The organism is Enterobacter cloacae complex sp. OE43NF (assembly GCF_023544405.1).
Classification (GTDB): domain Bacteria; phylum Pseudomonadota; class Gammaproteobacteria; order Enterobacterales; family Enterobacteriaceae; genus Enterobacter; species Enterobacter cloacae.
This window is the reverse complement of record NZ_JAMJFW010000036.1, coordinates 16,948-41,897: the sequence shown is the minus strand read 5'-3', so window position 1 is coordinate 41,897 and position 24,950 is coordinate 16,948. Positions and strand designations below refer to the sequence as shown.

Annotated in this window: 20 protein-coding genes, 1 pseudogene and 1 riboswitch; of the genes and pseudogenes, 10 read left to right on the top strand and 11 right to left on the bottom strand. The window is 54.7% G+C overall.

The window, feature by feature from the left end; translation table 11 throughout:
• Together thiD and thiM are read right to left on the bottom strand one after the other, a co-directional pair.
• Nucleotides 1-801, bottom strand: a complete 801-nt coding sequence (gene thiD / locus M8370_RS16580; protein WP_038420163.1) for a bifunctional hydroxymethylpyrimidine kinase/phosphomethylpyrimidine kinase — start codon at nt 799-801, stop codon at nt 1-3.
• Nucleotides 798-1,568, bottom strand: a complete 771-nt coding sequence (gene thiM / locus M8370_RS16575; protein ID WP_250021407.1) for a hydroxyethylthiazole kinase — start codon at nt 1,566-1,568, stop codon at nt 798-800. Before thiM ends, thiD begins: the two co-directional genes overlap by 4 nt.
• A gap of 35 nt (nt 1,569-1,603) precedes the next feature.
• A riboswitch (TPP riboswitch) is annotated at nt 1,604-1,700 on the bottom strand.
• Between the two features lie 945 nt (nt 1,701-2,645).
• Here thiM and M8370_RS23510 point away from each other — a divergent pair.
• Nucleotides 2,646-3,200, top strand: coding sequence for a YadA C-terminal domain-containing protein (locus M8370_RS23510; RefSeq protein WP_250021406.1), 555 nt, complete (start codon nt 2,646-2,648; stop codon nt 3,198-3,200).
• A gap of 233 nt (nt 3,201-3,433) precedes the next feature.
• On the top strand, nt 3,434-3,928 hold the full coding sequence (locus M8370_RS16565) for a hypothetical protein (RefSeq protein WP_250021404.1): 495 nt from the start codon (nt 3,434-3,436) through the stop codon (nt 3,926-3,928).
• A 75-nt stretch (nt 3,929-4,003) separates the two neighbouring features.
• Here the strand turns inward: M8370_RS16565 and M8370_RS16560 are convergent, their stop codons facing one another.
• Nucleotides 4,004-5,437 carry a glycoside hydrolase family 32 protein gene (locus tag M8370_RS16560; protein WP_250021403.1) on the bottom strand — a complete coding sequence of 478 codons (1,434 nt, stop codon included), beginning with the start codon at nt 5,435-5,437 and terminating at the stop codon, nt 4,004-4,006.
• 16 nt (nt 5,438-5,453) lie between these two features.
• Entirely contained in the window at nt 5,454-6,695 is a 1,242-nt protein-coding gene (locus tag M8370_RS16555) for an MFS transporter (RefSeq protein ID WP_020690161.1), read from the bottom strand.
• A 238-nt stretch (nt 6,696-6,933) separates the two neighbouring features.
• On the opposite strand from M8370_RS16555, the gene M8370_RS16550 reads away from it, so the two are divergent.
• The 3 genes from M8370_RS16550 to M8370_RS16540 all read left to right on the top strand — a co-directional run bounded on the left by M8370_RS16550 (nt 6,934) and on the right by M8370_RS16540 (nt 11,146).
• Entirely contained in the window at nt 6,934-7,938 is a 1,005-nt protein-coding gene (locus tag M8370_RS16550) for a LacI family DNA-binding transcriptional regulator (RefSeq protein ID WP_095439595.1), read from the top strand.
• 346 nt (nt 7,939-8,284) lie between these two features.
• Nucleotides 8,285-9,661 carry a diaminobutyrate--2-oxoglutarate transaminase gene (locus tag M8370_RS16545; protein ID WP_095439594.1) on the top strand — a complete coding sequence of 459 codons (1,377 nt, stop codon included), beginning with the start codon at nt 8,285-8,287 and terminating at the stop codon, nt 9,659-9,661.
• An 18-nt stretch (nt 9,662-9,679) separates the two neighbouring features.
• Entirely contained in the window at nt 9,680-11,146 is a 1,467-nt protein-coding gene (locus tag M8370_RS16540; RefSeq protein ID WP_013097917.1) for a pyridoxal phosphate-dependent decarboxylase family protein, read from the top strand.
• Nucleotides 11,147-11,182: 36 nt separating this feature from the next.
• On the opposite strand, the gene M8370_RS16535 is transcribed toward M8370_RS16540, so the two are convergent.
• Nucleotides 11,183-11,698 (bottom strand): protein disulfide oxidoreductase, encoded by a 516-nt coding sequence (locus M8370_RS16535; RefSeq protein ID WP_095439593.1) that lies wholly within the window; start codon nt 11,696-11,698, stop codon nt 11,183-11,185.
• A 70-nt stretch (nt 11,699-11,768) separates the two neighbouring features.
• Nucleotides 11,769-12,686, bottom strand: coding sequence for a LysR family transcriptional regulator (locus M8370_RS16530; protein WP_250021417.1), 918 nt, complete (start codon nt 12,684-12,686; stop codon nt 11,769-11,771).
• 125 nt (nt 12,687-12,811) lie between these two features.
• Here M8370_RS16530 and M8370_RS16525 point away from each other — a divergent pair, with 125 nt between their 5' ends.
• Together M8370_RS16525 and M8370_RS16520 are read left to right on the top strand one after the other, a co-directional pair.
• On the top strand, nt 12,812-14,590 hold the full coding sequence (locus tag M8370_RS16525; protein WP_095439592.1) for an adenine deaminase: 1,779 nt from the start codon (nt 12,812-12,814) through the stop codon (nt 14,588-14,590).
• Between the two features lie 20 nt (nt 14,591-14,610).
• Nucleotides 14,611-15,953 (top strand): annotated as a pseudogene (locus M8370_RS16520) (NCS2 family permease).
• Here the strand turns inward: M8370_RS16520 and etk are convergent.
• Genes etk through M8370_RS16505 form a run of 3 tightly spaced genes read right to left on the bottom strand, consistent with a single transcriptional unit; the run spans nt 15,950 to nt 19,736 of the window.
• Nucleotides 15,950-18,148, bottom strand: a complete 2,199-nt coding sequence (gene etk, locus M8370_RS16515) for a tyrosine-protein kinase (protein ID WP_250021401.1) — start codon at nt 18,146-18,148, stop codon at nt 15,950-15,952. The pseudogene M8370_RS16520 and the gene etk sit on opposite strands and share 4 nt — an antisense overlap.
• A complete protein-coding gene (locus tag M8370_RS16510; RefSeq protein WP_013097923.1) occupies nt 18,148-18,597 on the bottom strand; it encodes an arsenate reductase/protein-tyrosine-phosphatase family protein in 450 nt (149 codons plus the stop codon). The genes etk and M8370_RS16510 overlap by 1 nt, the downstream gene beginning before the upstream one ends.
• Nucleotides 18,597-19,736: a polysaccharide export protein gene (locus M8370_RS16505; protein WP_095439589.1), complete on the bottom strand. Its 1,140-nt coding sequence runs from the start codon at nt 19,734-19,736 to the stop codon at nt 18,597-18,599. Before M8370_RS16505 ends, M8370_RS16510 begins: the two co-directional genes overlap by 1 nt.
• Nucleotides 19,737-20,205: 469 nt before the next feature.
• On the opposite strand from M8370_RS16505, the gene M8370_RS16500 reads away from it, so the two are divergent.
• A complete protein-coding gene (locus M8370_RS16500; RefSeq protein WP_250021400.1) occupies nt 20,206-20,538 on the top strand; it encodes an RcnB family protein in 333 nt (110 codons plus the stop codon).
• The gene (locus tag M8370_RS16495) at nt 20,483-20,968 is read left to right on the top strand and encodes a GNAT family N-acetyltransferase (RefSeq protein ID WP_028028119.1); all 486 of its coding nucleotides are present in this window, start codon (nt 20,483-20,485) and stop codon (nt 20,966-20,968) included. Before M8370_RS16500 ends, M8370_RS16495 begins: the two co-directional genes overlap by 56 nt.
• A gap of 94 nt (nt 20,969-21,062) precedes the next feature.
• On the opposite strand, the gene apbC is transcribed toward M8370_RS16495, so the two are convergent.
• The gene (gene apbC, locus M8370_RS16490; RefSeq protein WP_013097927.1) at nt 21,063-22,172 is read right to left on the bottom strand and encodes an iron-sulfur cluster carrier protein ApbC; all 1,110 of its coding nucleotides are present in this window, start codon (nt 22,170-22,172) and stop codon (nt 21,063-21,065) included.
• Nucleotides 22,173-22,309: 137 nt separating this feature from the next.
• Here apbC and metG point away from each other — a divergent pair, with 137 nt between their 5' ends.
• A complete protein-coding gene (gene metG / locus M8370_RS16485; RefSeq protein WP_023619774.1) occupies nt 22,310-24,343 on the top strand; it encodes a methionine--tRNA ligase in 2,034 nt (677 codons plus the stop codon).
• Nucleotides 24,344-24,439: 96 nt separating this feature from the next.
• Here metG and M8370_RS16480 read toward each other — a convergent pair whose 3' ends face one another.
• On the bottom strand, nt 24,440-24,910 hold the full coding sequence (locus M8370_RS16480; protein WP_020690148.1) for a YehS family protein: 471 nt from the start codon (nt 24,908-24,910) through the stop codon (nt 24,440-24,442).
• Nucleotides 24,911-24,950: the final 40 nt, after the last annotated feature.

Genomic DNA, 24,950 nt, shown 5'->3' with positions numbered 1-24,950 from the left:
TTACCACCATGCATGAAAATGATGAACCGGCCCAATACCGTGACCCACTTCCAGAGTATCGGCTTTTGCCAGCGCGGCCGAGAGCCATGTTTTGGCCTCGCGTACCGTATCGTCCCAGCTGTTGTGCCGTGGACGCAGCGCCGCCAGCGCGGCAGAGAGCGTGCACCCCGTACCGTGGGTATTTTTGGTATGCACGCGCGGGGCCGTGAAACGCAGTTCACCGTCGCGGGTAAAGAGCCAGTCCGGGCTTTCATCGTCATCGAGATGGCCGCCTTTCATTAGCACCGCGCCGCACCCCATCGCCAGCAGGGCGTTCCCCTGCTCTTTCATCTCACGTTCGTTCTGCGCGTGTGGCGCGTCTAACAGTGCGGCCGCTTCCGGCAGATTTGGCGTAATCAGCGCCACCTGCGGCAGCAGTTTCTTGCGCAATGTCTCAACAGCAGAGGCAGAGAGCAGCGGGTCACCGCTTTTAGCCAGCATCACCGTATCCAGCACCACATTTTGCACCTGATAACGTTGCAGCCGCTCGGCCACCGCTTCGACGATATCCGTTTCTGCCAGCATTCCAATTTTGGTGGTGTCGATGCGCACATCGCTGAATACCGAGTCCAGCTGGGCACCGACAAAATCCGGCTCGATACGGTAGACCGACTGCACGCCACGGGTGTTTTGCGCCACCAGGGCGGTGATCACCGAGCAGCCGTAAGCGCCAAGAGCCGAGAACGTTTTCAGGTCGGCCTGGATACCGGCACCGCCGCTTGGATCGGTACCGGCAATCGTCAGAGCATTAATTCGTTTCATACCTGTGCCTCCAGGTTGTGCAGCGCATCAAGGAACGCGCTGGCAAAGCTGCCCGGCCCGTGAGACTGCGCAACGGCGATCGTTCCGGCACGCTTCATCCATCCGCAGGCAGCGGCAACATTATCCAGCCGCTCCCCCGGCAGAGAACAACTCGCCGCCACCACCGCCGAGAGCGCACACCCGGTGCCCACCACGCGGGTCATTAACGGATCGCCGCCCACAACCGTTCGGGTGCGCAGGCCGTCGGTAACGTAATCCACCTCCCCCGTAACTGCCACAATGGCATTGGTCTGGCGAGCCAGCGCCTGTGCGGCGGGCAGCGCGGCAGCGGCGGTGTCGGTGGTATCGACACCGCGTCCCCCTGCGCTCATCCCCGCAAGGGCGAGAATTTCCGACGCATTGCCGCGAATGGCGGTTGGTTTCAGGGCAAGGATCTGATGACAAAAGCGGGTACGGAACGCCAGAGCGCCCACCGCAACCGGGTCAAGCGTCCAGGGCTTGCCTGCCGCCACCGCGCTCTCGATGGCCCGACGCATCGACTGGGCGCGGGGGGGGGTGAGGGTACCGACGTTAATCAGCAGCGCATCGGCCATCCCGGCAAACTGCTCGGCCTCTTCGGCTTCAATCACCATTGCCGGAGAAGCGCCAAGCGCCAGCAGAACGTTGGCCGTAAAGGTTTGCACGACATCATTGGTCATACAGTGCGTGAGCGGGGAACGGGTTCGGAAGTGGTGTAAAACGTCTAAATCGAGCAGGTCAGGCTGCATGGGTTCGCTCCTGCCTTGCGTGAAGAAGCGATGACCGGGAAGGCATCTGACTTCCCTACGCTGGCATTATCCAGATCAGGTAATACGGGTATTTCTCAGCCTTCACAAAGAAGGGCACCCCGAGTCAAAATACTTTTAAAACAAAAACTTAAATACAAACATTTGCTTGAATTTAGTGTAACCGTAGCGAAGGCCACGGTGCAAGGGGTTTCTACAAGTCCAGTCGCATGCAGCATGTGGCCGCAGCTTATCGTAGGGAGATCATTCCTGTATTTTTTAGCTATACGTTTCGCGATAATTAAATCATTGTTACCTAAACACGATAAATTCGTTGTTTTTAAACCGTTACAACATGATATTTTTTCATGTAGAAAATATTTTACAGAGGCAATCATAAAAGTTTCATTCAAAACAAATAACGAAATCAATAGAAAGGAAAAACAAAAGATGCTTTAAATAAATTAATTAAACAGGCGTAATAATGTAATTTTTTGACGAAAACAGATAAGCAAGATTAATGTATTCTTAGTTTTACCCAAGAACGCCCGTCAATCCCCATAAAAATTAACTCCTTGTTTTATAATGAGTAGTTCAATCCGCTCTCAAACTCCCCTTTTTAGCCATGCGTGCCAGTATTGATGAAGATCAATAAATAAAACGTGAATATCCGGGATAGTTGCTGCGCGTTACAAAAAAAGTGATTTAGAAAAAATCACCGTAACCTCCTTTTTTAAATTAAATATAACAAGACGTTATATCCTCCCGCCAGGATAGCGAAATAATTTTATTGATGAGAGTTTGGAAATGAAATGTATTAAAACCGCCATATCTGTTTTTATTTTAACTTCTGTTCCTGGCACAGCAGTTCTTGCCGCTACCTCGCCGGTTACATCCAGTTGGGGGGACGCATAAATTTCCGCAAAGAATGAGCAGTTTACTGCCACGCCTGTTATTACCCTGCCGACGCAACAAACACCGGTTGCACCACAGCCAGTATTATTAGCCCCTCACCTGGACGGGCAGCATATTGAGCCTGGTCAGGCGCCCACGCCTGTTCTGCCGCCGCAGAAAACTCCCGTGAAACAAATTGCAGTTGACCCAATACAAACCTCTGTTGATGGTTCTGCAACGGCGTTGAAAACCGCGCAGGCAACACATTTAGACGGTCAACATAACCAGGTCATTAATGGTCGTGATGGCCGTCCGGGCAAAGACGGCGTGACGACGATTATCACCCGTAATGTCACTGATACAGCCGCCGTTAAACAGATCAATACGCTGACTACGCAAACAACCGGGCAAGCACAGGAGCTCAACGCGGCCCGACAAATGCTTATTCAGCAGCAAAAAAGTTCTAACGCACAGTTTAAAAGCCTTAAAGACGACGTGGACGATAATAAAAAAGAGTCCCGTAGTGGAATCGCCGGTGCCGTTGCTATCGCTTCAATGCCGCAAGTCGAGCGGGATCAAACGTTTATGGTGAGTGCGGGTGCCGGGACTTTTCATGACGAAAGCGCCGTTGCGGTAGGCGCGTCCTTCCATGCGGGTGAACATGCCATTGTGAAAGCGGGTGTCACCACCACAACGAATAACGATTATGCTGTAGGGGCGGGTATAGGGCTTGGCTGGTAATTAAAAACAACCACATAGAGTAAAACCATTAATCGCAAGTTGCGTTTAAATTCCTGAAATAATTTAGATATCTGCTCTTGCAATGACATGCTTTGTTTATATCAAAGCAAGATCGCAATTAAATGATCTACTGGTGTTTAAAATTAAAATCATTTACTTGTCATTAGCGGTGATAGTTATTTTGATGACAATTATTATCATCACGACATATATTAAACTTGAGAGTTAGCGCAATGAAAAAACCGATATTTACTGTAGTCATACTCGGCATAACGTATTTTCTCGGCGGATGTTCAACAAAGGCGTCAAGGATGCAGGAGTGTCTTAATGAAGGCATTTCTAAAGACACCTGTTATCTCGCAGAATCACAACGCCAGGCAGCGATCAGCAACGCGTCGATGAATGCGGCTTTTGCGAATGCGGCTCATGCGGTGCAGCATGCACAAATGACACATAAGCACAGAAAAGAGCTTGCTCATTCAGGATGTACGCAGGTTGAGGAAGCTAACGGCGAATGCACTGCAAATTCAGATAAAAGTCAATCGCGTGATTTAAAACAGCTCTCCCGCGAGGCCGAAGCGGTAATGAACGGTACCATCGATGACGGTGCGGCATTCCTGCTGGGGCAAGGATGGAAACCAAACAACGGTAAATGGCATAAACAGGGATATACCTTAACGCTGGTGGTTGAAAAGGGAATTGTTGTGAACAGCCAGCTGTCAAAATGATGATCTAAACCGGCAACAATAAAGGGGTGGCTGCCCCTTTATTGCAAACTCACCATGCGAATGAACGGGAAGTCGTCACTCCAGCTGCCAGGCTCCGGCTTCGAATAATAACGCTGAGCCACCCCAGGCAAATACGTTTATTTCCCTTCGCCCTGCCTCAGGATAAATTCGGCTGCTTAAACACGCGTCGCCTTCATTGACAAAAACTTCCACGGAAGAACTGTCGAAGAACAGACGCAGACTAAGCGTATTATCCAGGTTCAGCGCGACGCTTCGTGTCCCGCACAGGCCATATTGCGGATAGTTTCGCTCAAGAACCAGACGCTGCATTTGAGCATCCACGTAGACGCGCAGCCCCTCTCCCAGACTCATGCCGTACTGCTCGGCACTGCTATTGGCACAATCCCACTGCAGAATAACCTCCATCGCGTCGCAGCGTTCCAGCAGAGTCATCTGCTGATTGTTAAGCGTGCTAACCGGCCAGGGGAACCACGCTCCCCGCAGGCCTTCGACCTCTCTGGCTGGCCGCATTTGCAGACGGTGATCCGCGCCAAGCGTCAGTTCGCGCGGTAAAGAGAGCATGCCAGCCCAGCCGTCCTCCTGTTCCGGCTGGGAGGATTCCCACATGTCCAGCCAGCCGATAACGATGCGGCGACCATCAGGCGTGAGGAAACTTTGTGGCGCATAGAAATCATGCCCGCGATCCATCTCCACAAACTCACCTTCCCGCACAAAAGGCTGCCCGGGCTGCCACTCGCCCAACAGATAGCCGCTCTGGAAAAGATTACGGTTTTTGAATCCTTCAGCGGCCATCCCCTGAGGCGAAAACATCAGCACGCGTTTGCCATTGAGCATGAAAAAGTCCGGGCATTCCCACATGTAGCCCAGCTCTTTTTCAGCCACCGCCAGCACGCCCATATCCTGCCACTGGCGCAGATCGGCAGAACGATAAACGCGCACCTGGCCCGTCTCACCGTCCCGCGCACCGACAACCATGTACCAGCTCTCCCCTTCACGCCACACTTTCGGGTCGCGGAAGTGATGCAGACCTGGCGGGGTATCAACGATCATTCCCTGCCGGACAAAATGAATGCCGTCACGGCTGGTCGCCAGACATTGCACCTGGTAGAGATTCGCCTCGTCATCAGGATCGCCGTGGAATTTATGTCCGGTGTAAATCAGCGCCAGCGTATCGCCATCCACCACCGCCGATCCGGAAAAACAGCCATCCTTGTCTTCAGGCCCTTCTGGCGCCAGCGCAACGGGGAGATGTTCCCAGTGAACTAAATCCTTGCTACGCGCATGGCCCCAGTGCATAGGCCCCCACTGGGTGGAGTACGGATGATGCTGGTAAAAAGCGTGATACCAACCGTCAAACCAGACCAGGCCATTTGGGTCGTTCATCCAGCCAGCGCGCGCAGCGAGGTGGTAACGCGGATACCAGCGCAGATTGAGCCCTTCGCGTCTGGACTGAAGTTCCTGCTCTGCTTTAGTAATTGAATACGTCATTTCTCTACTCTTTCGATCAGATGGTGGAAGGTTGCGGCATGAGCGGGTCAGAAGAGGATTTACCCGAGCGCAACAGGAAGATGGAGATAAACGTGGTGCTGAAAACTAACAGCCCCATAATGAGATAGGACTGGGCAAAGCCGTATTTCTCATAGCTGTAACCCGCCAGCGGCGACAGGACCGAGGCGATCACCGAGCTGGTACAGGCAAAGCCCACCAGATAGAGGGTGGAAGAGAGCCGTTTATCAAAATGTAAGCTGTTGTATTTAAAAATTGAGACCAGCAAAACGGGCAGTTCGACCGCGTGCAATAACTTGGTAATGGAGATCAGTACCGGCCCCTCAACCAGCCCCGAAGCCACCATACGCATCGCCATCACCATTCCCGCAAAAATCAGGCCATTCTTTGCGCCAAGGCGATTCACCAGCCATGGCGCGCAGAACATGCCCGCCGCCTCAAGGAAAACCTGGAAGGAGTTGAGATAGCCATACATGGCGTTTCCTTCCTGTAACGTCGGGAACTGGGAGGAGAAATAGACCGGGAACTGCTGGTCGTAAACGCCATAAATACAGGTGCCGATAACAAAAAATACCAGCGCCCAGAACCGCGGCAGCGTCAGCAGACGCAATGCATCTTCCAGCGTGACTTTACCGCCTGACACCGCTTCCTGCATGGCATGCGGGGCGGAAGAGACCCTGAGACGCGCCAGCAAAACAAAAAACAGCAGTCCTGCAGAGCTCGCGACAGCGAAGTTCAGCTTCGGATTAATATTAAACAGAAGTCCCGCGAAAAAGGTTGCCACCGCCCAGCCAAGCGATCCCCACATCCTCGCCTTGCCGAACTCAAACTGGCTCTGGCGGGCGACACGCTCGGTATAGGACTCCAGTACCCCTATCCCACCGTTAAACGTCAGGCCGATATAAATCCCGCCGAAAATACTGCCGAGTAAGACGTTAATCTGCAGCAGATAACCAAACAGCAAAAAGGCCGGACCAGAAAGAATGAGCAGGCTGGTCAGAAACCAGAGCAGGTTCTTGCGCAGACCAAGTTTGTCCTGAATGAATCCATAGCAGATTTGAGCGAAAAGCGCGGAGACAGAAAGCACGGCATAGATAATGCCGGTGTCGCCCGCTTTTAAGCCCACCTCCTGGTGGAGCCAGATGGAAAGCAAAGAGCCGGAAGAAGACCAGGTGACAAAAAAGAAAAACAGTAATGCGCTCAATAAGGGATAGCTGTGAGAGTGATGCGTTTTCATCATGACATTCTCATGTTGGAGTAATGACAAAATGGTAACGTTAACATTGAGCGCTACTCATGCGGTTTGGATCAGATTCATGATGTTAATCACGAAAGTTAACGTTAACATTACAGAAGTGAGATCGCGATCAACTATTCATCATTGATGTTTGTCTGGCTCCACTCTCATATCCCCTTTCCTTTTACATCAGTAACTTAGTTGTATATTCTTTAACACGTGACATTAACGGAGTAAGAAAATGGCTTCCCTGAAGGACGTCGCAAAGCTGGCTAACGTATCGCTGATGACCGTTTCACGCGCGCTTAACAACCCGGAGCGCCTTAAACCGGAAACGTTGGCACGCGTACAGCAGGCTATTGAGCAGACCAGCTACGTACCCGATCTTTCCGCCAAGAAAGTACGCGGCGCGCATGCCTCGCCAAAAACCATAGGCGTGCTGGCACTCGATACGGTGACGACACCTTTTTCGGTGGAGATCACGCTGTCCATTGAAGAGACGGCCCGGATGCACGGATGGAACAGCTTCGTCATGAATATGTTTACCGATGACAACCCGGATGCAATCGTCGATCTGCTGCTCTCTCACCGCCCGGACGGCATTATTTACACCACCATGGGATTACGTCAGGTTCCTCTCCCGGCCAAGCTCCTTACCCTTCCCTGCGTGCTGGCCAACTGCGAAAGTATCGATGAAAAGGTCGCCAGCTATATTCCTGATGATGAACAGGGGCAGTACGCCGCCGTACAGGCGTTACTCGCCGCAGGCTATCGACAGCCCCTGTGCCTGCATTTACCCGCAGATCATCTGGCCACAACCCGACGCCGTCACGGGCTGGAACGTGCATGCCGTGAAGCGGGGCTCGACCCGGACCGTCTGGATCATAGTTATATGGCGTTTGGGGACGAGCACTATCGCGACATTCCGTCAGTTCTGCAGGCGCGCATTCAGAATGGCCTTCCCCAATTCGACTCGGTTATCTGCGGCAACGATCGTATCGCATTGATGGTTTACCAGACCCTGCTGGCGCAAGGGATTCGCATCCCTGAAGATATCGCGGTGATCGGCTATGACAATATGGTGGGCATTGGAGAACTCTTTCTTCCGCCTCTTTCAACGGTTCAACTGCCGCATTATGAAATTGGTCGCCTCAGTGCCCTGCATATTATTCACGGTGAAACCCATCGGGAAACCAGGCGCGTTGAAAGTCCATTTTTAATGCGGAATTCCATTACGCATCTATGATGACCACCGCTTTTTAGCCCTGTCGCAGTAATAAGCAGGCTAAGGAGGCGGTCAACCTCCCTTTCAGGGAAAAATGGCACGATTTGTCACACTCTTTTTTATGATTTTACCCTCCGGGCAGTTAGCACGTAACCGGCTGTTTTTATTTGCCATAACGCATAATTTTCTTTCTCAAAACGGGGATATTCCGTCCCCTGTGCCCCATGTCACAAAACAGTAAACAAATTAACCATTGAGCCCCGTGGCAAAAGGCTCTATATTGGCGGCGTTTTTTTCAGGCCCCCATCTGTTTTTTAACTTTTTATTCAATCGTGGCTCATAACGAAGCGGCGGTTGTAGGAGTGATATGATGACGGATAAAGTCCGTATTGACACCGTAGATGCCCACAAAAGCAACGAAACCTATCTGGCCCGTCAGGCCGAGTTTGAATCTAACGTCAGGAGTTATCCGCGCAAACTGCCTTTAGCCATCACTAAAGCAGAAGGCGTGTGGATCACCGATGCAGATAATAAAGAATACCTTGACTGTTTAGCAGGCGCAGGCACCCTCGCGCTTGGCCATAACCACCCTGATGTGCTGAAAAGCATCCAAAATGTCATTACCAGCGGCTTGCCGTTACATACTCTGGATCTGACTACGCCTCTGAAAGACGCGTTTTCCGAATACCTGCTCTCTCTGCTGCCTCGTCAGGGCAAAGAGTACTGCCTGCAGTTCACCGGTCCATCCGGTGCTGACGCCGTGGAAGCGGCGCTGAAGCTGGCGAAAAAAGTCACCGGCCGTAGCGGTATCATCAGCTTCTCGGGTGGTTACCACGGTATGACTCACGGTGCACTGTCCGTGACCGGTAACCTGTCTCCGAAAGAAGCGGTAGACGGTATGATGCCAGAAGTGCAGTTCATGCCTTACCCACACCAGTACCGTTGCCCACTGGGTATCGGCGGTGAAGCGGGCGTGAAAGCGCTGACCTACTACTTCGAAAACCTGATCAACGACGTTGAAAGCGGCGTGCGTAAACCTGCTGCGGTCATTCTTGAAGCCGTTCAGGGTGAAGGCGGCGTGAACCCTGCTCCTGTTGAGTGGCTGCAGCGCATCCGTAAAGTGACTCAGGAACACGGCATTCTGCTGATCCTGGACGAAGTTCAGGCAGGCTTTGCCCGTACCGGTAAATTCTTCGCGTTCGAACACGCGGGCATCGAGCCAGACATCATCGTGATGTCCAAAGCCGTTGGCGGCGGTCTGCCACTGGCTGTGCTGGGTATCAAAAAGCAGTTCGATGCATGGGCACCAGGTCACCACACCGGCACCTTCCGCGGCAACCAGCTGGCGATGGCAACCGGTCTGACGACGCTGAAGATCCTGAAAGACCAAAACATCGCTGGCAAAGTGGCTGCACAGGGCGAATGGCTGAAAGGCCAGCTGAACGAGATGGCGAAACGCTATCCGGTTATCGGCCACGTTCGCGGTCTGGGCATGATGATCGGTATTGAGATCGTTAAGCCACACGAAGCCGCTGACCACATGGGTTGCTTCCCGGGTGATGGCGAGCTGTCTGCACTGATTCAGAAGAAGTGCTTCGAAGCCGGTCTGATTCTGGAGCGCGGTGGTCGTAATGGTATCGTTCTGCGCCTGCTGCCTTCTCTGCTGATCAGCGATGATGAGCTGAAAGTCTTCCTGGATAAATTCGAGCAGGCACTGCTTGCTGCGGGCGTTCGCCCGGCGTAACCGGAGTTGTTGATTACGATGTCTGATTCAAACCCAATTTTGTTCTCCTCTGCGCAGAGCATTGAAGCTTACCAGCAGGCGATTGAACAAAGCACTCAGGCTGTGATGCAGTGGCTGAAACAGCCTGAGATGTATCAGGGCAAAACGGTCGCGGAACTGCGCGACCGCATTAAGCTGGATTTCAACCCGAAAGGGCTGGGCAACGAAGCGGCGATTGAACGCGCCGTGGAGTTTTTCCTGAAAGACAGTTTGTCCGTTCATCACCCGCAGTGTGTGGCGCACCTGCACTGCCCAAGCCTGGTCGTTAGCCAGGCGGCGGAAGTGCTGATTAACGCCACTAACCAGAGCATGGACTCCTGGGATCAAAGCCCGTCCGCAACCATTATTGAGATCAAACTGATCGAATGGCTGCGTACCCGCGTGGGTTATCAGGCTGGCGACGCGGGTGTCTTCACCAGCGGCGGCACCCAGAGCAACCTGATGGGTCTGATGCTGGCACGTGATGCGTTCTTCGCACGTCAGGGCCACTCTGTCCAGCAGGATGGTCTGACGGGCGATCTGCGTAAGATCCGCGTACTGTGCTCCGAAAACGCGCACTTCTCCGTGCAGAAAAACATGGCGCTGATGGGGCTGGGTTATCAGTCCGTCGTGCAGGTGAAAACTGACGAATTCTCTCGCATGGATCTGACCGATCTGGCGGCGAAAATCGAGCAGTGCAACGCCAACGGCGAACAGATTCTGGCGATTGTCGCGACAGCCGGGACCACCGATGCCGGTGCTATTGACCCGCTGCGTGCCATTGCTGAACTGGCGGCGAAACAGAACATCTGGGTACACGTTGATGCGGCCTGGGGCGGCGCACTGCTGATGTCTGAGCAGTATCGCCACTACCTGGACGGCATTGAACTGGTGGATTCCGTTACTCTGGACTTCCACAAACAGTTCTTCCAGACCATCAGCTGCGGTGCATTCCTGCTGAAGGAAGCGCGCCACTATGAGCTGATGCGCTATCAGGCGGCTTACCTGAACTCTGAGTTCGACGAAGAAGCCGGCGTGCCGAACCTGGTTTCCAAATCGCTGCAGACCACACGCCGTTTCGACGCGCTGAAGCTGTGGATGAGCCTGGAAGCGCTGGGTCAGGAGCAATACGCGGCGATTATCGATCACGGCGTGACGCTGGCACAGCAGGTTGCAGCTTATGTGAAAGAGCAGCCCGCACTGGAACTGGTTATGCAGCCACAGCTGGCAAGCGTGCTGTTCCGCTTCCGTGGCGAGGTGCAGGCAGATGATGCAGGTATCGCCCTGCTGAACCAGAAAATTGGTGATGCGCTGCTGGAGTCCGGCCGTGCAAACGTCGGCGTGACCGAGCATAACGGCGTGACCTGTCTGAAGCTGACGCTGCTGAACCCAACCGTGACGCTGGAGGATATCAAAACCCTGCTGTCTCTGGTTGAGCGTACTGCGCAGGAAGTTCTGGCGAAGTAATACACAGCCCCTCTTCCACCGGGAGAGGGGCTATTTTTATAACCCTGCCCACCACATCCTGACTTTCAATCCCCAGTAGCTTGTCCAGGCCGTTGTTGTACTGACGACATTGCCTTTAGAGACCAGCACCAGCGTCGGTGTTACGCTAACCTGCCATTGCTGTGACAGCGCACCGTTTTCGTCATTAATCACCGGCATTTTCAGCTGCTTCTTTTCGACCCAGCGCGCAAGCTTAGCGTCATCACCAGAGCGCATGGCAATACTCACCACGTTCCCGCCCTCTTCTGCCAGCCTATTGACCGCAGGCGTGGTATAACGGCAGATGCTGCACCAGGTCGCCCAGACGTAAATCAGCAGCGGCCGATCCTGACTGAGTGCGGCAATGTCATGTACTGAGCCATCAATGCCCTGCATTGGGGTAGCGCTAAACGTAGCGGGTAATGTCGGCTTGCGGTACTGATCCACACCCCACATCACGGCCAGCGCCAGCAGTACGAGTATGATCCCTTCCCGCGCCCAGCGGCGCAGTTGGCTGAATTTGCGGTTTTCCATTGTGACCTCGTGATTTAACGAAAGTCATCTTAGCGAGCTGCGCACCGTTTCGCTGTAAAGAAGTGTCGCCCTACCTGGTGCGTAAGGTATCAACCATCAGGGTAAAGCAGGATTCAATGAGCGCAGGCAGCGCCTGCGGGGCACGCATCAGCGCCACCGTGCGCGCCAGGGCCGGTTGCTGAAGGAGAACCACCTTAAGCTGCGGGTCCTGCAGGTGGGTGGTATAAAGCTGAGGCAATATCCCCACGGCAAGCTTCGAGCGCACCAGCCCGTATAATGTCTCGATATAGTCCACCTGATAACGGGTCTGCAGGGACAGACGGTGGCTTTCGGCAAGCGCATTGACCAGCCGCTGAATATTGCCTTTTGAGAAAACGGCAATATCCCGGCCCACCAGCTGTTTCCAGGGAACATGTGCCGACGCGGCGAGCGGATCGTCGCAATGCAGCACGGCCACAAACGGATCCTCCTGCAACGGGAACACGTCCAGCTGTTCGGGTACCGAGTTGTCCAGCGCCCCGATGCCAAAATCAATCTGCCCTTTCAGCAGTTGCGCCACCAGCGCATCGTTGGTCTGGTCGTGAAACTCCACCCGCAGGCGCGGAAAAGCCTGCGCCAGCGTCTGCGGCAGCAGCGGAAACAGCAGTGAACTGACTGAAGGCACCAGACCGATCCGCACCGTACCGTCGCCGCCGGCCTGCACAATCTGCTGCATATCATCAAACGCCAGCTGCGCCACGCTGAGCACCCGCTGGGCGTGTGGCAGAATGGCGTGACCCAGCTCGGTCAGCGTGACCGCCGACGCGGTACGGTTGACCAGTTTACCGCCGAGCACGGTTTCGATTTGCCGCAGGGCGCTGCTGAGTGCCGGCTGGCTGATGGCCAGTTTACTGGCGGTATCCGTAAAATGACGCAGCTGCGCCAGAGTGACAAAATACTGTAGCTGCCGAAGAGAGAGCGCAGGCAAGCGCTGCCAGGGTTCCGTCATCATTATCCATTACACGCGTCACAGAATAACCCGGGGTTATCGGGCGATAAATTTTATCAGCTGGGCAAACGTTTGCCGGGTGCATAGAGTAACGTCAATATTTCAATGCTGGAACTGTTAATTGCATGACTGCCGAAACCCGACGCCGCGCCGTGAAGGCTGCACGAGGCGAAACGCCGTTTGACCTGTTGCTTACGCATACCCGAGTTGTTGATATGGCAACCGGTGAGATCCGCGACGCGGATGTGGGCATCGTCGGCTCGCTTATCGCCAGCGTCCATCCACGCGGCAGCCGCAACGATGCGCTTGAGACGCATGACCTGAATAACCAGTTTCTCTCTCCGGGGCTAATGGACACGCATGTTCACCTTGAAAGCTCGCACCTGCTGCCCGCCCGCTACGCAGAGATCGTACTGGCGCAGGGCACCACCGCGGTGTTCTGGGATCCGCACGAACTGGCAAACGTGCTGGGCATTGAGGGCGTCCGCTTTGCCATTGAGGCGAGCCGCAACCTGCCACTGCAGGTAATGGTCGCGGCGCCATCGAGCGTCCCTTCCACACCGGGGCTGGAGATGTCCGGCGCAGACTTTGCGGGCGAAGAGATGAATACCCTGCTTGGCTGGCCCGAAGTGCGCGGCGTGGCGGAAGTGATGGACATGCACGGGGTGCTGAATGGCAGTCAGCGTATGCTGGAGATCCTGCAGGCCGGGCTGGAAAGTGGGAAGCTGATTGAAGGTCACGCGCGTGGTCTGAGCGGCGCGGATTTACAGGCGTATCTGGCGGCGGGCGTCACCTCCGATCATGAACTCACCTCCGCCGACGATGCGCTGGAAAAATTACGCGCCGGGCTGACGCTAGAGATCCGCGGCTCGCATCCTTATCTGCTGCCTGATATCGTCAGCGCGCTGAAAACGCTGCCGCATCTGTCGTCACAAATCACGGTCTGCACTGATGATGTCCCACCGGACATCCTGATGGAAAAAGGCGGCATCATCGCCCTGCTCAACCTGCTGATTGAACATGGCCTTCCGGCGACGGACGCGCTGCGGTTTGCCACCCTGAATGCTTCCCTGCGCTTGCAGCGTAACGATCTCGGGCTGATTGCCGCGGGTCGTCGTGCGGATCTCGTGGTGTTCGATTCACTGGATAAACTGACGGCTCGCCGGGTGTACGTCGCCGGAAAATGCATTGCCCGTGACGGAGCGATGATCGAGCCGATTGTTGATACGCCCCTGACGCTGCCCCGGGATACCGTGCGCCTGTCGTCGCTGACCGCCAGCGATTTTTACATGCGCATCGACAACGCAAACCACGGTGTGGCGCGCCTGCGTCATATCAGCGGCGCACGTTTTACCCGCTGGGGAGAAACCGACGCCCGGGTACGTGACGGACGCGTTGAGATACCGGCTGGTTTTAGCCTGATTTGGGTTCAGCACCGCCACGCGCGCCATGCGGCAAAACCGCAAATCGCCCTGCTGGAAGGCTGGGGAGAGCTGCGGGGGGCCATTGCCACCAGCTACTCCCACGATTCACACAACCTGGTGGTACTGGGAGGCAATCCTGATGACATGGCACTGGCCGCTAATACGCTGATCCAAAGCGGTGGCGGGATGGCGCTGGTGCAGAACGGGGATGTGATCGCCCATGTGGCGATGCCCATTGCGGGGATGTTGTCAGAACTCACCCCTGCGGAACTGGCGCGCCAGTTCCGTGAGCTGCGCGAACGCAGCAGCCAGATTGCCGACTGGGAGCCGCCATACAGAGTATTTAAAGCCATTGAAGGGACATGCCTTGCCTGCAACGCCGGGCCGCATTTAACCGATCTTGGACTGACCGATGGCAGCACGCGCCAGATTGTCGATCCGCTGATCTCTTACCGGGAAACCCCGGACACCACACAATAATACCGAAGGAGAGCCGGATAATGGCCGACAATACCGTTAATTCGCCAGCACCAGGGAACTGGCTTGAACGTCGTTTTTCACTGCATACGCGCGGCAGTACCGTGCGCACAGAGTGTCTGGCCGGTCTCACCGGTTTTCTCGCCGCCGCCTATTTGCTGGTGGTCATCCCGGGGCTGTTGGCCGTGGGCGGGATGGACAAAGGCGCGGCGACCACCGGCACCATTTTGGTGTTTGTGGCCGGTACGCTGCTGATGGCGTTTTACGCCAACCTGCCGTTTATTGTCGGGCCCGGCATTGGTGGCTCGGTGCTGGTTGGGGTAACGCTGGCGGGCAGTGAAGGCATCGGCTGGCAAATTGGTCTGGGCATTGCCTGCTGGTCGGGAATTTTGTTCTTCCTGCTCACCCGTTTTGGCCTGCGAGAGGTTGTGACCCGCTCCGTACCGCAGTCCATCAAACTGGGACTGACGGCCTCTATCGGTCGTTTGTCGCCGTACTGGGTTTTCGCAATGCCGGGCTGGTGCTGGCTAACGCAAAAACGAACGCGCTGATGCTGGGTGATTTTCTCTCCCCAGGCGCGCTGGTGGCGCTCAGCGGCCTGTTCCTCGCCATTGCCCTGCAGGCGCGTCGCATTCCGGGCGCCATTTTGTGGGCCATTTTGTTTGCCACCCTCGTGGGCATTCCGATGGGGGTGACCCACCTTCCTGCCAGCTTTATTGATATGCCTCACTCACTGACGCCGGTGCTGGGTCATATCGACATGCTGGGCGCGCTGAATATTGCCTTCCTGCCGTTCCTGTTTGTCTTTTTCGCATCGGAGTTTTTCTCCACCATGGGCACCACGCTGGCGGTGGGAGGTGAAGCCGGGCTGCTGGATGAAGAGGGCAATATGGCAAACATCAATCGCCCGTTTATGGTGGACTCGATTGCCGCCGCGATTGGCCCCTGGGTGGGTATTCCTGCCGCCACGGCGCTGATTGAATCCTCCGCGGCCGCAGAAGCGGGGGGGAAAACCGGCATGACGGCGCTGGCCGCTGCGGTCATGTTCTTGCTGATGCTGCTGTTTACGCCCGTTGCGCTCATGATCCCAAAAGAAGCCACCGCCCCTGCCCTGATCCTGATCGGCCTGAATATGTTCAGCGGCCTGCGTAAGGTGGATCTGGCAAACTTCACCGATGGGCTGCCGGTGCTGATGATGGTAATGATTACTCTGATTGCCAACAGCTTCGGGACAGGGATTGCGGGAGGGCTGCTGTTTTACATCGTCATTAAAGCGATTGCAGGAAAATGGCGAGAAATCCCCGTTGGTCTTTGGATCCTCGCCATTCCGCTGGTGTATTACTTTGCCACGCTGGTGAAGCACTAATCCTTGTGCGGTTGCCGTGCCGGGCGTTGGCCATACTCGTAATGGCCATAGCCTGCACGGTAATACAGCGCTGCCGATTTCACCACATCGTTCAGCACGGTGCCGTTGATATGCGCCCCCGTTTGCTGCAAACGCTTAATGCTGTTCTCCATCTCTTTGAGGCTGGTTTTACCATAGCGGGCCACCAGCAGCGAGGTGGCGGCCACCGGGGCAGCCACTGAGGCGTCGGTTACGGCCAGCACCGGCGGGGTATCGAGGATCACAAGATCATAATGCTCGTCTGCCCAGGTCATTAACGCCCTGAAGCGTTCGCTCATCAGCAGTTCAGAGGGGCGTAACGGAACCGTCCCGCAGGTCAGCACATCAATGTTGCCTTTCTCATAGCGCTGAATCGCCGCCTGGAAATGACATTTTCCGTCAAGCACGTCGGAAAGCCCGGAATGGTTTTTCAGATCGAAGATGTTGTGTACATAGCCTTCGCGCATATCCGCATCAATGAATAACACCCTGAGCCCGGCCTGCGCCTCAATCGCGGCCAGCGAGGTGCTGACAAGGGTTTTACCGCAGTCCTGCGTTGGGCCTGAAATCATCACGATCCGGTTAGCGGCATCCTGCAAGGTGAAATGCAGGCTGGTGCGAAGCCCCCGCACGGCCTCGACAAAAACATCCGCAGGCCGATCAACCGGCAGGAAAGGGACATCGACAATCTTATGTCTCCAGCGTGAGCCAAATACGCGTTTTTTACGCAGGTTGGTTTTTTTCCACAGCCACAGGGAACGGGGCAAGGTGGCCATCACCTGTACGCCAAGCCCTTCCAGTTGCTCGGAGGTGTTGATGCCGCGTCTGAGCGCCATACGGACCAGGACCAGCCCCATTGAGCATATCAGCCCCAACAGGATGCCTAAGACGATGACCACCAGCTTTCGCGGTTTGATGGGATCGGGTTGCGTCACCGCACTGTCGATAATTCGCACGTTGCCAATGGCGCTGGAGCGCGAAATGTTCAGCTCCTGCTGACGGGTGAGGAGCTGCAAATAAATGGTGCGGCCTGACTCCACATCCCGGCTAAGGCGCAAAATGTCCTGCTGAGTTGATGGCATGGCGGCGACACGCTGATTAAGGCGAACCTTCTCCTGCTCAAGCGTCTGACGCTTTTCACGCAAGGCGCGGTAGTTCGGGTGCTCTTTCTTGAACAGCTGAGAAATCTCCGCCTCACGAAACGTCAGCTCGTTGAGCTGGTTTTCGATATTCACAATCTGCTCGAGAACCGATTTCGCTTCCAGGGAGAGATCCACCGAATCACGCTGTTTGCGATACTGATTCAGCCGCTCTTCAGCCAGATCCAGTTCGCTTCTGATTTTAGGCAATTGCTTCTGCAAAAATGCAAGACTGCGGGCATCCTGTGCTTCCTGGCGCGCAATGTTTTGCTGCAGATAGTTGTTGGCAATCCGGTCAAGCACATGCGCAATGCGCTCAGGATCGTTTCCGGTCAGCGTGAGCGTCAGCACCCCACTCTGCTTTGCCGATTCAACGACGCTAAATTGGGTGCTGAGCGTATTGATCGCCTCCAGGCGGGTGCTGTTTTGCACCGTGAATTGCGTGCCCGTTGGCGCATTCATTTTCACCACCAACAGTGAAACGCCGGCTTTTTCCAGCGGTTTCCCTTCCCTGCCCTCGGCATAAAAGTTATCCCCCTCCAGCCGGTATGCCCCTTTTTCCAGCACAGTGAGCACAAGGGTGCGAGGTTTGCCTTCGACAGGGGGAAGTTGCAGCCAGCCAAGGGCAACCGTCGCCGGTTTACGGCCCTGCAATCGTGCCCACAGACGTCCCACTACCGGGAACGTACGCTGCGTCACGTGCTGCGTTAGGCCTAATTCATCGACGGTTGCGCCCAGGATCATCCGCGATTTAAGCAGAAGAATTTCAGGTTCGACATCGGGAGACATCTCACTCCCAAACTGCCTTAAATTTTTGAGCAGGCTGTTATCCTGCTTTCCTTCTACCTGGATTAAGGCATCAGCGCGATAAACGGGCGTGGCCAGAAAGGCATACAGCCCCGCCAGCAGGGTGAACAGGAAAGTTATCGATAAAATGACTGCACGGTGATCGATCACCTCGCCGAGCAGGCTAATGAGATCGATTTCATGATTCTCCGGTGCTGCCGCACCGTAACTGTCTGTTGTGTAAGACGACATTAACGCTTCATTCCTTGTTGACTCAAACGATGAGCCCATTCCTGACTGGCTTTGCCCAGCAGACCGAAAACATAATCGAACGCTTCACGACTTTTACAATAGGGATCGGGGATGTCCTGCGGCCCCAGCCATTGCCCAAAAAGCAGCGATTTGCCGCGAATTTCCGGGGCCATGTCAGAGATAAAGCGAAGATGGGCAGGTTCCATCACCAGAATCAGATCCGATTCCCGCATGATCTGCGGGGTCAGTTTGCGCGCGCGATGTCCCTCAAGTGAGATCCCATGCCGCCTGGCCACGTCCTGAGCGCTGACATCCGCCGGGCTGCCCTCCAGCCCATAGATACCTGCCGAGGTTATCCGTTTTCCCGGTAGCAACTGACGCAACAGCCGCTCGCCAATCGGCGAGCGACAAATATTGCCGGTGCAGACCACTAAGATGGAATCAAACATTATTGCGGCCACGATCTGATGTAACGGACCGTTTCGGTCAGGTCATGAACGCCACTGATGGTCGGCACGAGCTGCGTAATGACGCGATTCCAGCGTGACAGCGGTGCCGTGGTGACGTAAACAATGTCGTACGGCTCAAGCTGGAATTCAGTGCCCAACACCATCGCGGAGGCATCCTGCGCGTTAAGCTGATAAATGTTGGCAATTTTTCCCGCGTCGTTGCCTTTGGCAATGGAGCGAATGACAAAAATGCCCGTCGCATCGGCCATACCCTGATTCAGGCCGCCCGCATTGCTCAGCGCTTCAGCAAGGGTCATTCCGCTCCTGTCCATCTTGAGCGTGCTCTGCTTGATCACCTCCCCCATTACGAAGACTTTCAGGGCGTCATTACGAGGCACAAAAAGGATATCGCCCGGATAGAGCAGCTTATTTTGCGTCAGGTCGCCGTGCTGCATCAGCGCATACAGAGAGAGGCGCGAATCTTTCCCCTCATGAGTGAGAACCACATTGCGCCAGTCCGCATCGGCAGAAAGCCCGCCTGCCGCGTTGACGGCATCCATGACCGTCAGGGGAATATTGGTGATTGCCTGCTGACCAGATTTGACGACTTCGCCCGTGACATAGGCTTTTTGCGAGCGGAAGGCAGCCACGCTGACGTCAACCTGCGGGCTTTCGATCACGCTATCCAGCCGTTTGGCGATCTCTTCCCTGACTTCAGAGACCGTTTTTCCCGCCACCGGGAGTTTGCCGACATAGGGATAAAAGAGCGTACCGTCGGCGTTGACCCAGTTGCCGGTGTCACTGGCACTGCGATACTGTCCGGCCGGTGTTGTCAGTTCAGGGTGATCCCAGACGGTTACGGTCAAAATATCACCGGTTCCAATGCGGTACTCCCAGTTTCTGACCTGCTCATCGAGCTTAGGATTAGACTGAGATTTGGTGACGGCAGGGCGCAATTTCTCAATCAATGAAGGGGTAACAGGATAGAGATCCACGCGCTTATCTAAATTATTATTTTCATCACCCGACGTAATGACGTTTTTTCCCGCTGAGCTTAATGTTTGCCCGGGAGAAAATACGCAGCCCGTCAACTGACTTATCGCTAAGAATATTACAGATAATGTGGTTGTGTTTTTCATTAGAATTAATATTTCATTCATGAGCGCAAAAAACGCATAACAGGCCATTCCGGAAGAATCGCCTACTTTTTCAACATGCTGTTTTTTCAAGCAATTACGTAAAATTACACATCACTGAATGATGTGTAGAATGAACTGAAGGACCGGAACCACGTAGAATTGAGAATTAAACCGCTCCGCTTTTAGAAGTTTAAATCGTCTTCAAATGAAATGCATGCATTTCAGGTCACAAATTTAGAGTAAACTTATATTTTCAGAATTAATTAAAAAAAATATTTCCGTTCTGAATAAGTCCTAGGAAATAATATTCATAAACAAAATAGTATTAACCGTTTGATCTACACAAAACCGTCCACTTTTGTTACATTTTTTTTCTAACAGGCTCTGCTGGGATACTTAAAATAGGCTGTCTGCCATATCGTCAACACAGCAGGCTGAGCGTATCAGTAACGGTATAACTGGAGAAAAAATGGCTAAGCGTACATGGCTGCTTCTGGGTGTAGTAATGTCTCTTGCGAGCGCGGCTTCGGCAGCCCCGCAAACGGCGTCAGCAACTGGCGGCATCAAAGCTTATGAAGAACAAGAGTTCATTGCTGATTTCACGAAGTTCAAAATTGGCGACACGGCTCCGGCGCTGTATCAAACCCCTGAATACACCATCAAACAGTATCAACTGCGTAACCTCCCGGCGCCGGATGCGGGTACGCACTGGACCTATATGGGCGAGAACTATGTCCTGATCGGCGATGCCGACGGTAAGATCTATAAAGCCTATAACGGAGATATCTTCTATCATCGCTGATACCGTCCATATTCGGCCGTGGCAGGAGAGCGATCGTCCTTTCCTGCGCACCCTTTACCTGCATGCCCGCCGCGAGGCGTGGCCGTGGCTGAACGGTGCAGAATGGCAACTCGAAGATTTTGACGAGGCAACCCGAGACGAAGTGATTTGGGTTGCCGTACAGAACGGCCATCGTGTGGGCTTTGCGTCAGTCTGGACGAATGATAACTTTCTGCACAATCTGTTCGTTGATCCGCAGTATCAGAGCCTGGGCGTAGGCCGTTTGCTGCTGGAACAGGTACAAAAAACGTTTACCAGTACGGGGGCGTTAAAGTGCCTGGTGAGAAACGAACGGGCTATCGCGTTTTATCAGCGTCATGGCTGGCACATCGAGGCAACGGGGGATTCTCCGGAGGGAGAGTACTATCTGATGCATTACCGATTGCGTTAATGTCGGGTGGCGGCTTCGCCTACCCGACCTACATGATGGTGCCATTTGTAGGCCGGGTAAGCGAAGCGCCACCCGGCACTCAAGCGCAGAAGAATTACACCGCGCGGAAGGCGATTTCGCCAGGAATGACCTCACCCTGCCAGTAAAGCTGCGCCGCAACGCGCCCCGCCAGCTGACGGTACAACTCCGCAAACTCACTGTCCGGGCGGTTGATGACCGTCGGTTTCCCGCTATCCAGATCTTCACGCAGCGTGATGTGCAGCGGCATCTGTCCCAACAGCTGGGTGTGATACTGCGCCGCCAGTTTTTCTGCACCGCCGGTGCCGAAGATAGGCTCGTGATGACCACAGTTGCTGCAGATGTGCATGCTCATGTTCTCGACGATACCGAGCACAGGCACCTCGACTTTCTCAAACATCACGATGCCTTTTTTGGCGTCGATCAGCGCGATATCCTGCGGCGTAGTGACGACAACTGCCCCGGTGACGGGGATGTTCTGCGCCAGCGTCAGCTGGATATCACCGGTACCCGGCGGCATATCCAGCACCAGATAATCCAGATCCGGCCACAGGGTCTCCTGCAGCATCTGCATCAGCGCTTTGCTGGCCATTGGACCACGCCAGACCATCGCATTGTCATCAGTCACCAGATAACCGATGGAATTCGTTGCCAGACCGTGCGCCATGATTGGCGCCATGTGGGTTCCATCCGGCGAGGTTGGACGCTGGTTTTCTGCGCCCAGCATGTTGGGAATTGACGGCCCGTAGATATCCGCATCCAGAATACCGACCTTCGCCCCTTCGGCCGCCAGCGCGAGCGCCAGGTTGACGGCGGTAGACGATTTCCCCACCCCGCCCTTGCCGGAGCTGACGGCGATGATGTTTTTCACACCGTTAACGCCGGGCTGGTTTTTCACCCGCTTGAGGGTGGCGATACTGTGGCTCAGCTTCCAGTCAATCGCTTTTGCACCGGTAATGCGCAGCAGCTCCGAGCTGGTTTGCTCTTTCAGCGCGTCGAAGGCGCTGGTCCAGACGAACGGCATCTGCAGCTCAATGTGCAGCGTATCGTCCAGCCATGCGACATGGTGCAACGCTTTCAGCGTAGTGAGATTGTGCTTCAGGGTTGGATGCTGAAAGTTAGCCAGCGTCCCGGCGACCATTGCTCGTAAGGCTTCCGGTGATTTGGCCTGGGATTGCGAACTCATCCCGACTCCTTTGTTCTTGTGAATAAGACCTTAGATGAACAAGTTTACCTGAAAGGCCGTGGTTTGTGCTTACTTAATAATGCCCCTTTTGGTAATATCAAAAACCCTTTTCACAGTTAAAAGAAGTAATGCCTACTATGACTCAAGTCGCGAAAAAAATTCTGGTAACGTGCGCACTGCCGTACGCCAACGGCTCAATCCACCTCGGCCACATGCTGGAGCATATCCAGGCTGATGTCTGGGTCCGTTACCAGCGAATGCGCGGCCACGAGGTTAACTTCATCTGCGCGGACGATGCCCACGGCACGCCGATCATGCTGAAAGCCCAGCAGCTGGGAGTTTCCCCGGAGCAGATGATTGCCGAAATGAGTCAGGAGCATCAGACCGATTTTGCTGGCTTTGACATCAGCTATGACAACTACCACTCCACGCACAGCGAGGAGAACCGCGAGCTGTCAACGCTTATCTACACCCGTCTGAAAGAGAACGGTTTTATTAAAAACCGCACTATTTCTCAGCTGTACGATCCGGAAAAAGGCATGTTCCTGCCGGACCGTTTCGTCAAAGGCACCTGCCCGAAATGTAAATCACCGGATCAGTACGGCGATAACTGCGAAGTGTGCGGCGCTACCTATAGCCCGACAGAGCTGATCGACCCGAAATCGGTGGTCTCCGGCGCCACGCCTGTGATGCGTGACTCCGAGCACTTCTTCTTCGACCTGCCATCCTTTAGCGAAATGCTGCAGGCGTGGACCCGCAGCGGCGCGCTGCAGGAGCAGGTAGCGAACAAAATGCAGGAGTGGTTCGAATCCGGCCTGCAGCAGTGGGATATCTCCCGCGATGCGCCCTACTTTGGTTTCGAAATTCCAAATGCACCGGGCAAATATTTCTACGTCTGGCTGGACGCGCCAATCGGCTACATGGGCTCCTTCAAGAACCTGTGCGACAAGCGTGGCGACACCGTCAGCTTCGACGAATACTGGAAGAAAGATTCCACCGCCGAGCTGTATCACTTCATCGGCAAAGACATCGTTTACTTCCACAGCCTGTTCTGGCCGGCAATGCTGGAAGGCAGCAACTTCCGCAAGCCAACCAACCTGTTTGTTCACGGCTACGTGACGGTGAACGGCGCGAAGATGTCCAAATCGCGTGGGACGTTCATCAAAGCCAGCACCTGGCTGAACCACTTTGATGCGGACAGCCTGCGTTATTATTACGCGGCGAAGCTCTCTTCCCGCATCGACGATATCGACCTGAACCTGGAAGATTTCGTGCAGCGCGTGAACGCGGACATCGTGAACAAGGTGGTGAACCTGGCGTCCCGAAACGCGGGCTTTATCGCCAAGCGTTTTGACGGCGTGCTTTCTGCCGAACTGGCCGATCCTGAGCTGTATAAAACCTTCACCGATGCCGCCGCTGCGGTTGGTGAAGCCTGGGAAAGCCGTGAATTCGGTAAAGCAATTCGTGAAATCATGGCGCTGGCCGATGTTGCCAACCGCTATGTGGACGAGCAGGCCCCATGGGTTGTCGCGAAACAGGAAGGCCGCGACGCTGACCTGCAGGCGATCTGCACCATGGGTCTGAACATGTTCCGCGTGCTGATGACCTGGCTGAAGCCTGTACTGCCGCAGCTGGCAGCGCGTGCAGAAGCGTTCCTGAACACCGAACTGAGCTGGGATGCAATCCAGCAACCGCTGCTTGGCCACAAGGTGAATACCTTCAAGGCGCTCTACAATCGCATCGAAATGAAGCAGGTTGAAGCCCTGGTGGAAGCCTCGAAAGAAGAGGTGAAAGCAGCTGCCGCACCGGTGACCGGCCCGCTGGCTGACGATCCGATTCAGGAGACCATCACCTTTGACGATTTCGCTAAAGTTGACCTGCGCGTGGCGCTGATTGAAAACGCGGAATTCGTGGAAGGCTCTGACAAGCTGCTGCGCCTGACGCTGGATCTGGGCGGTGAGAAGCGTAACGTCTTCTCCGGCATCCGTTCTGCCTATCCTGATCCGCAGGTACTGATTGGCCGTCAGACCGTCATGGTCGCGAACCTGGCACCGCGTAAAATGCGCTTCGGCATTTCTGAGGGGATGGTGATGGCCGCAGGCCCTGGCGGGAAAGATATCTTCCTGTTAAGCCCTGACGAAGGCGCGAAGCCGGGTCAGCAGGTGAAATAACAAAAAAAGCCGGAGATTATCTCCGGCTTTTTTTGTTCTCCCTCCCGCACAGGGAGAGGGCCGGGATGAGGGCATCAGGCCGCACCCATTTCGCAATCACGCCTTCGTATTATGCACCCGGTGGGTCAGCCCGCGCAGGAAATTACGCAGAAACTGGTCGCCGCACTCGCGGTAATTTTTGTGGCCCGGCGCACGCATCATGGCGGTCACTTCTGGCACGGATACGCGGTATTTTTGCTCCGTCATGATCGCCACAATATCATCCGTTTTCAGCGAGAACGCGATACGCAGCTTTTTCAGCACCGTGTTGTTGTCCACCCGACGCTCCAGCGCCAGTTCAGGTGCAGAATCATCTTTGCCACGCTTATCGTAGATCAGGCCGTTCAGGAAGCCTGACAGGATAATGTCAGGGCAGCGAACAAACCCCTCTTCGTCCTCTTTGGTCATCCAGGTGTCAAAACCAGCAGAGGTGGATTCCATGGCAGACAGCGCAAGAATGCGCACCATGTCGTTGTTGTTTGCTTTCAGTGTGTAGCGCAGGCTACGAAGAATATCATTACTAAGCATGAGTGCCTTTAACTGTCGATGATGCAATGGCGCGCAGTGT

What these genes read in the sequence shown, in the direction of transcription:
- M8370_RS16565 (WP_250021404.1), top strand. Translation starts at nt 3,434, where the DNA reads ATGAAAAAACCGATATTTACTGTAGTCATACTCGGCATAACGTATTTT.
- apbC (WP_013097927.1), bottom strand. Translation starts at nt 22,172, where the DNA reads ATGAGTTCGCAATCCCAGGCCAAATCACCGGAAGCCTTACGAGCAATG.
- metG (WP_023619774.1), top strand. Translation starts at nt 22,310, where the DNA reads ATGACTCAAGTCGCGAAAAAAATTCTGGTAACGTGCGCACTGCCGTAC.
- M8370_RS16500 (WP_250021400.1), top strand. Translation starts at nt 20,206, where the DNA reads ATGGCTAAGCGTACATGGCTGCTTCTGGGTGTAGTAATGTCTCTTGCG.
- M8370_RS16550 (WP_095439595.1), top strand. Translation starts at nt 6,934, where the DNA reads ATGGCTTCCCTGAAGGACGTCGCAAAGCTGGCTAACGTATCGCTGATG.
- M8370_RS16535 (WP_095439593.1), bottom strand. Translation starts at nt 11,698, where the DNA reads ATGGAAAACCGCAAATTCAGCCAACTGCGCCGCTGGGCGCGGGAAGGG.
- M8370_RS16540 (WP_013097917.1), top strand. Translation starts at nt 9,680, where the DNA reads ATGTCTGATTCAAACCCAATTTTGTTCTCCTCTGCGCAGAGCATTGAA.
- M8370_RS16545 (WP_095439594.1), top strand. Translation starts at nt 8,285, where the DNA reads ATGATGACGGATAAAGTCCGTATTGACACCGTAGATGCCCACAAAAGC.
- etk (WP_250021401.1), bottom strand. Translation starts at nt 18,148, where the DNA reads ATGTCGTCTTACACAACAGACAGTTACGGTGCGGCAGCACCGGAGAAT.
- thiD (WP_038420163.1), bottom strand. Translation starts at nt 801, where the DNA reads ATGAAACGAATTAATGCTCTGACGATTGCCGGTACCGATCCAAGCGGC.
- M8370_RS16480 (WP_020690148.1), bottom strand. Translation starts at nt 24,910, where the DNA reads ATGCTTAGTAATGATATTCTTCGTAGCCTGCGCTACACACTGAAAGCA.
- M8370_RS16510 (WP_013097923.1), bottom strand. Translation starts at nt 18,597, where the DNA reads ATGTTTGATTCCATCTTAGTGGTCTGCACCGGCAATATTTGTCGCTCG.
- M8370_RS16495 (WP_028028119.1), top strand. Translation starts at nt 20,483, where the DNA reads ATGCCGACGGTAAGATCTATAAAGCCTATAACGGAGATATCTTCTATC.
- M8370_RS16560 (WP_250021403.1), bottom strand. Translation starts at nt 5,437, where the DNA reads ATGACGTATTCAATTACTAAAGCAGAGCAGGAACTTCAGTCCAGACGC.
- thiM (WP_250021407.1), bottom strand. Translation starts at nt 1,568, where the DNA reads ATGCAGCCTGACCTGCTCGATTTAGACGTTTTACACCACTTCCGAACC.
- M8370_RS16555 (WP_020690161.1), bottom strand. Translation starts at nt 6,695, where the DNA reads ATGATGAAAACGCATCACTCTCACAGCTATCCCTTATTGAGCGCATTA.
- M8370_RS16505 (WP_095439589.1), bottom strand. Translation starts at nt 19,736, where the DNA reads ATGAAAAACACAACCACATTATCTGTAATATTCTTAGCGATAAGTCAG.
- M8370_RS16525 (WP_095439592.1), top strand. Translation starts at nt 12,812, where the DNA reads ATGACTGCCGAAACCCGACGCCGCGCCGTGAAGGCTGCACGAGGCGAA.
- M8370_RS16530 (WP_250021417.1), bottom strand. Translation starts at nt 12,686, where the DNA reads ATGACGGAACCCTGGCAGCGCTTGCCTGCGCTCTCTCTTCGGCAGCTA.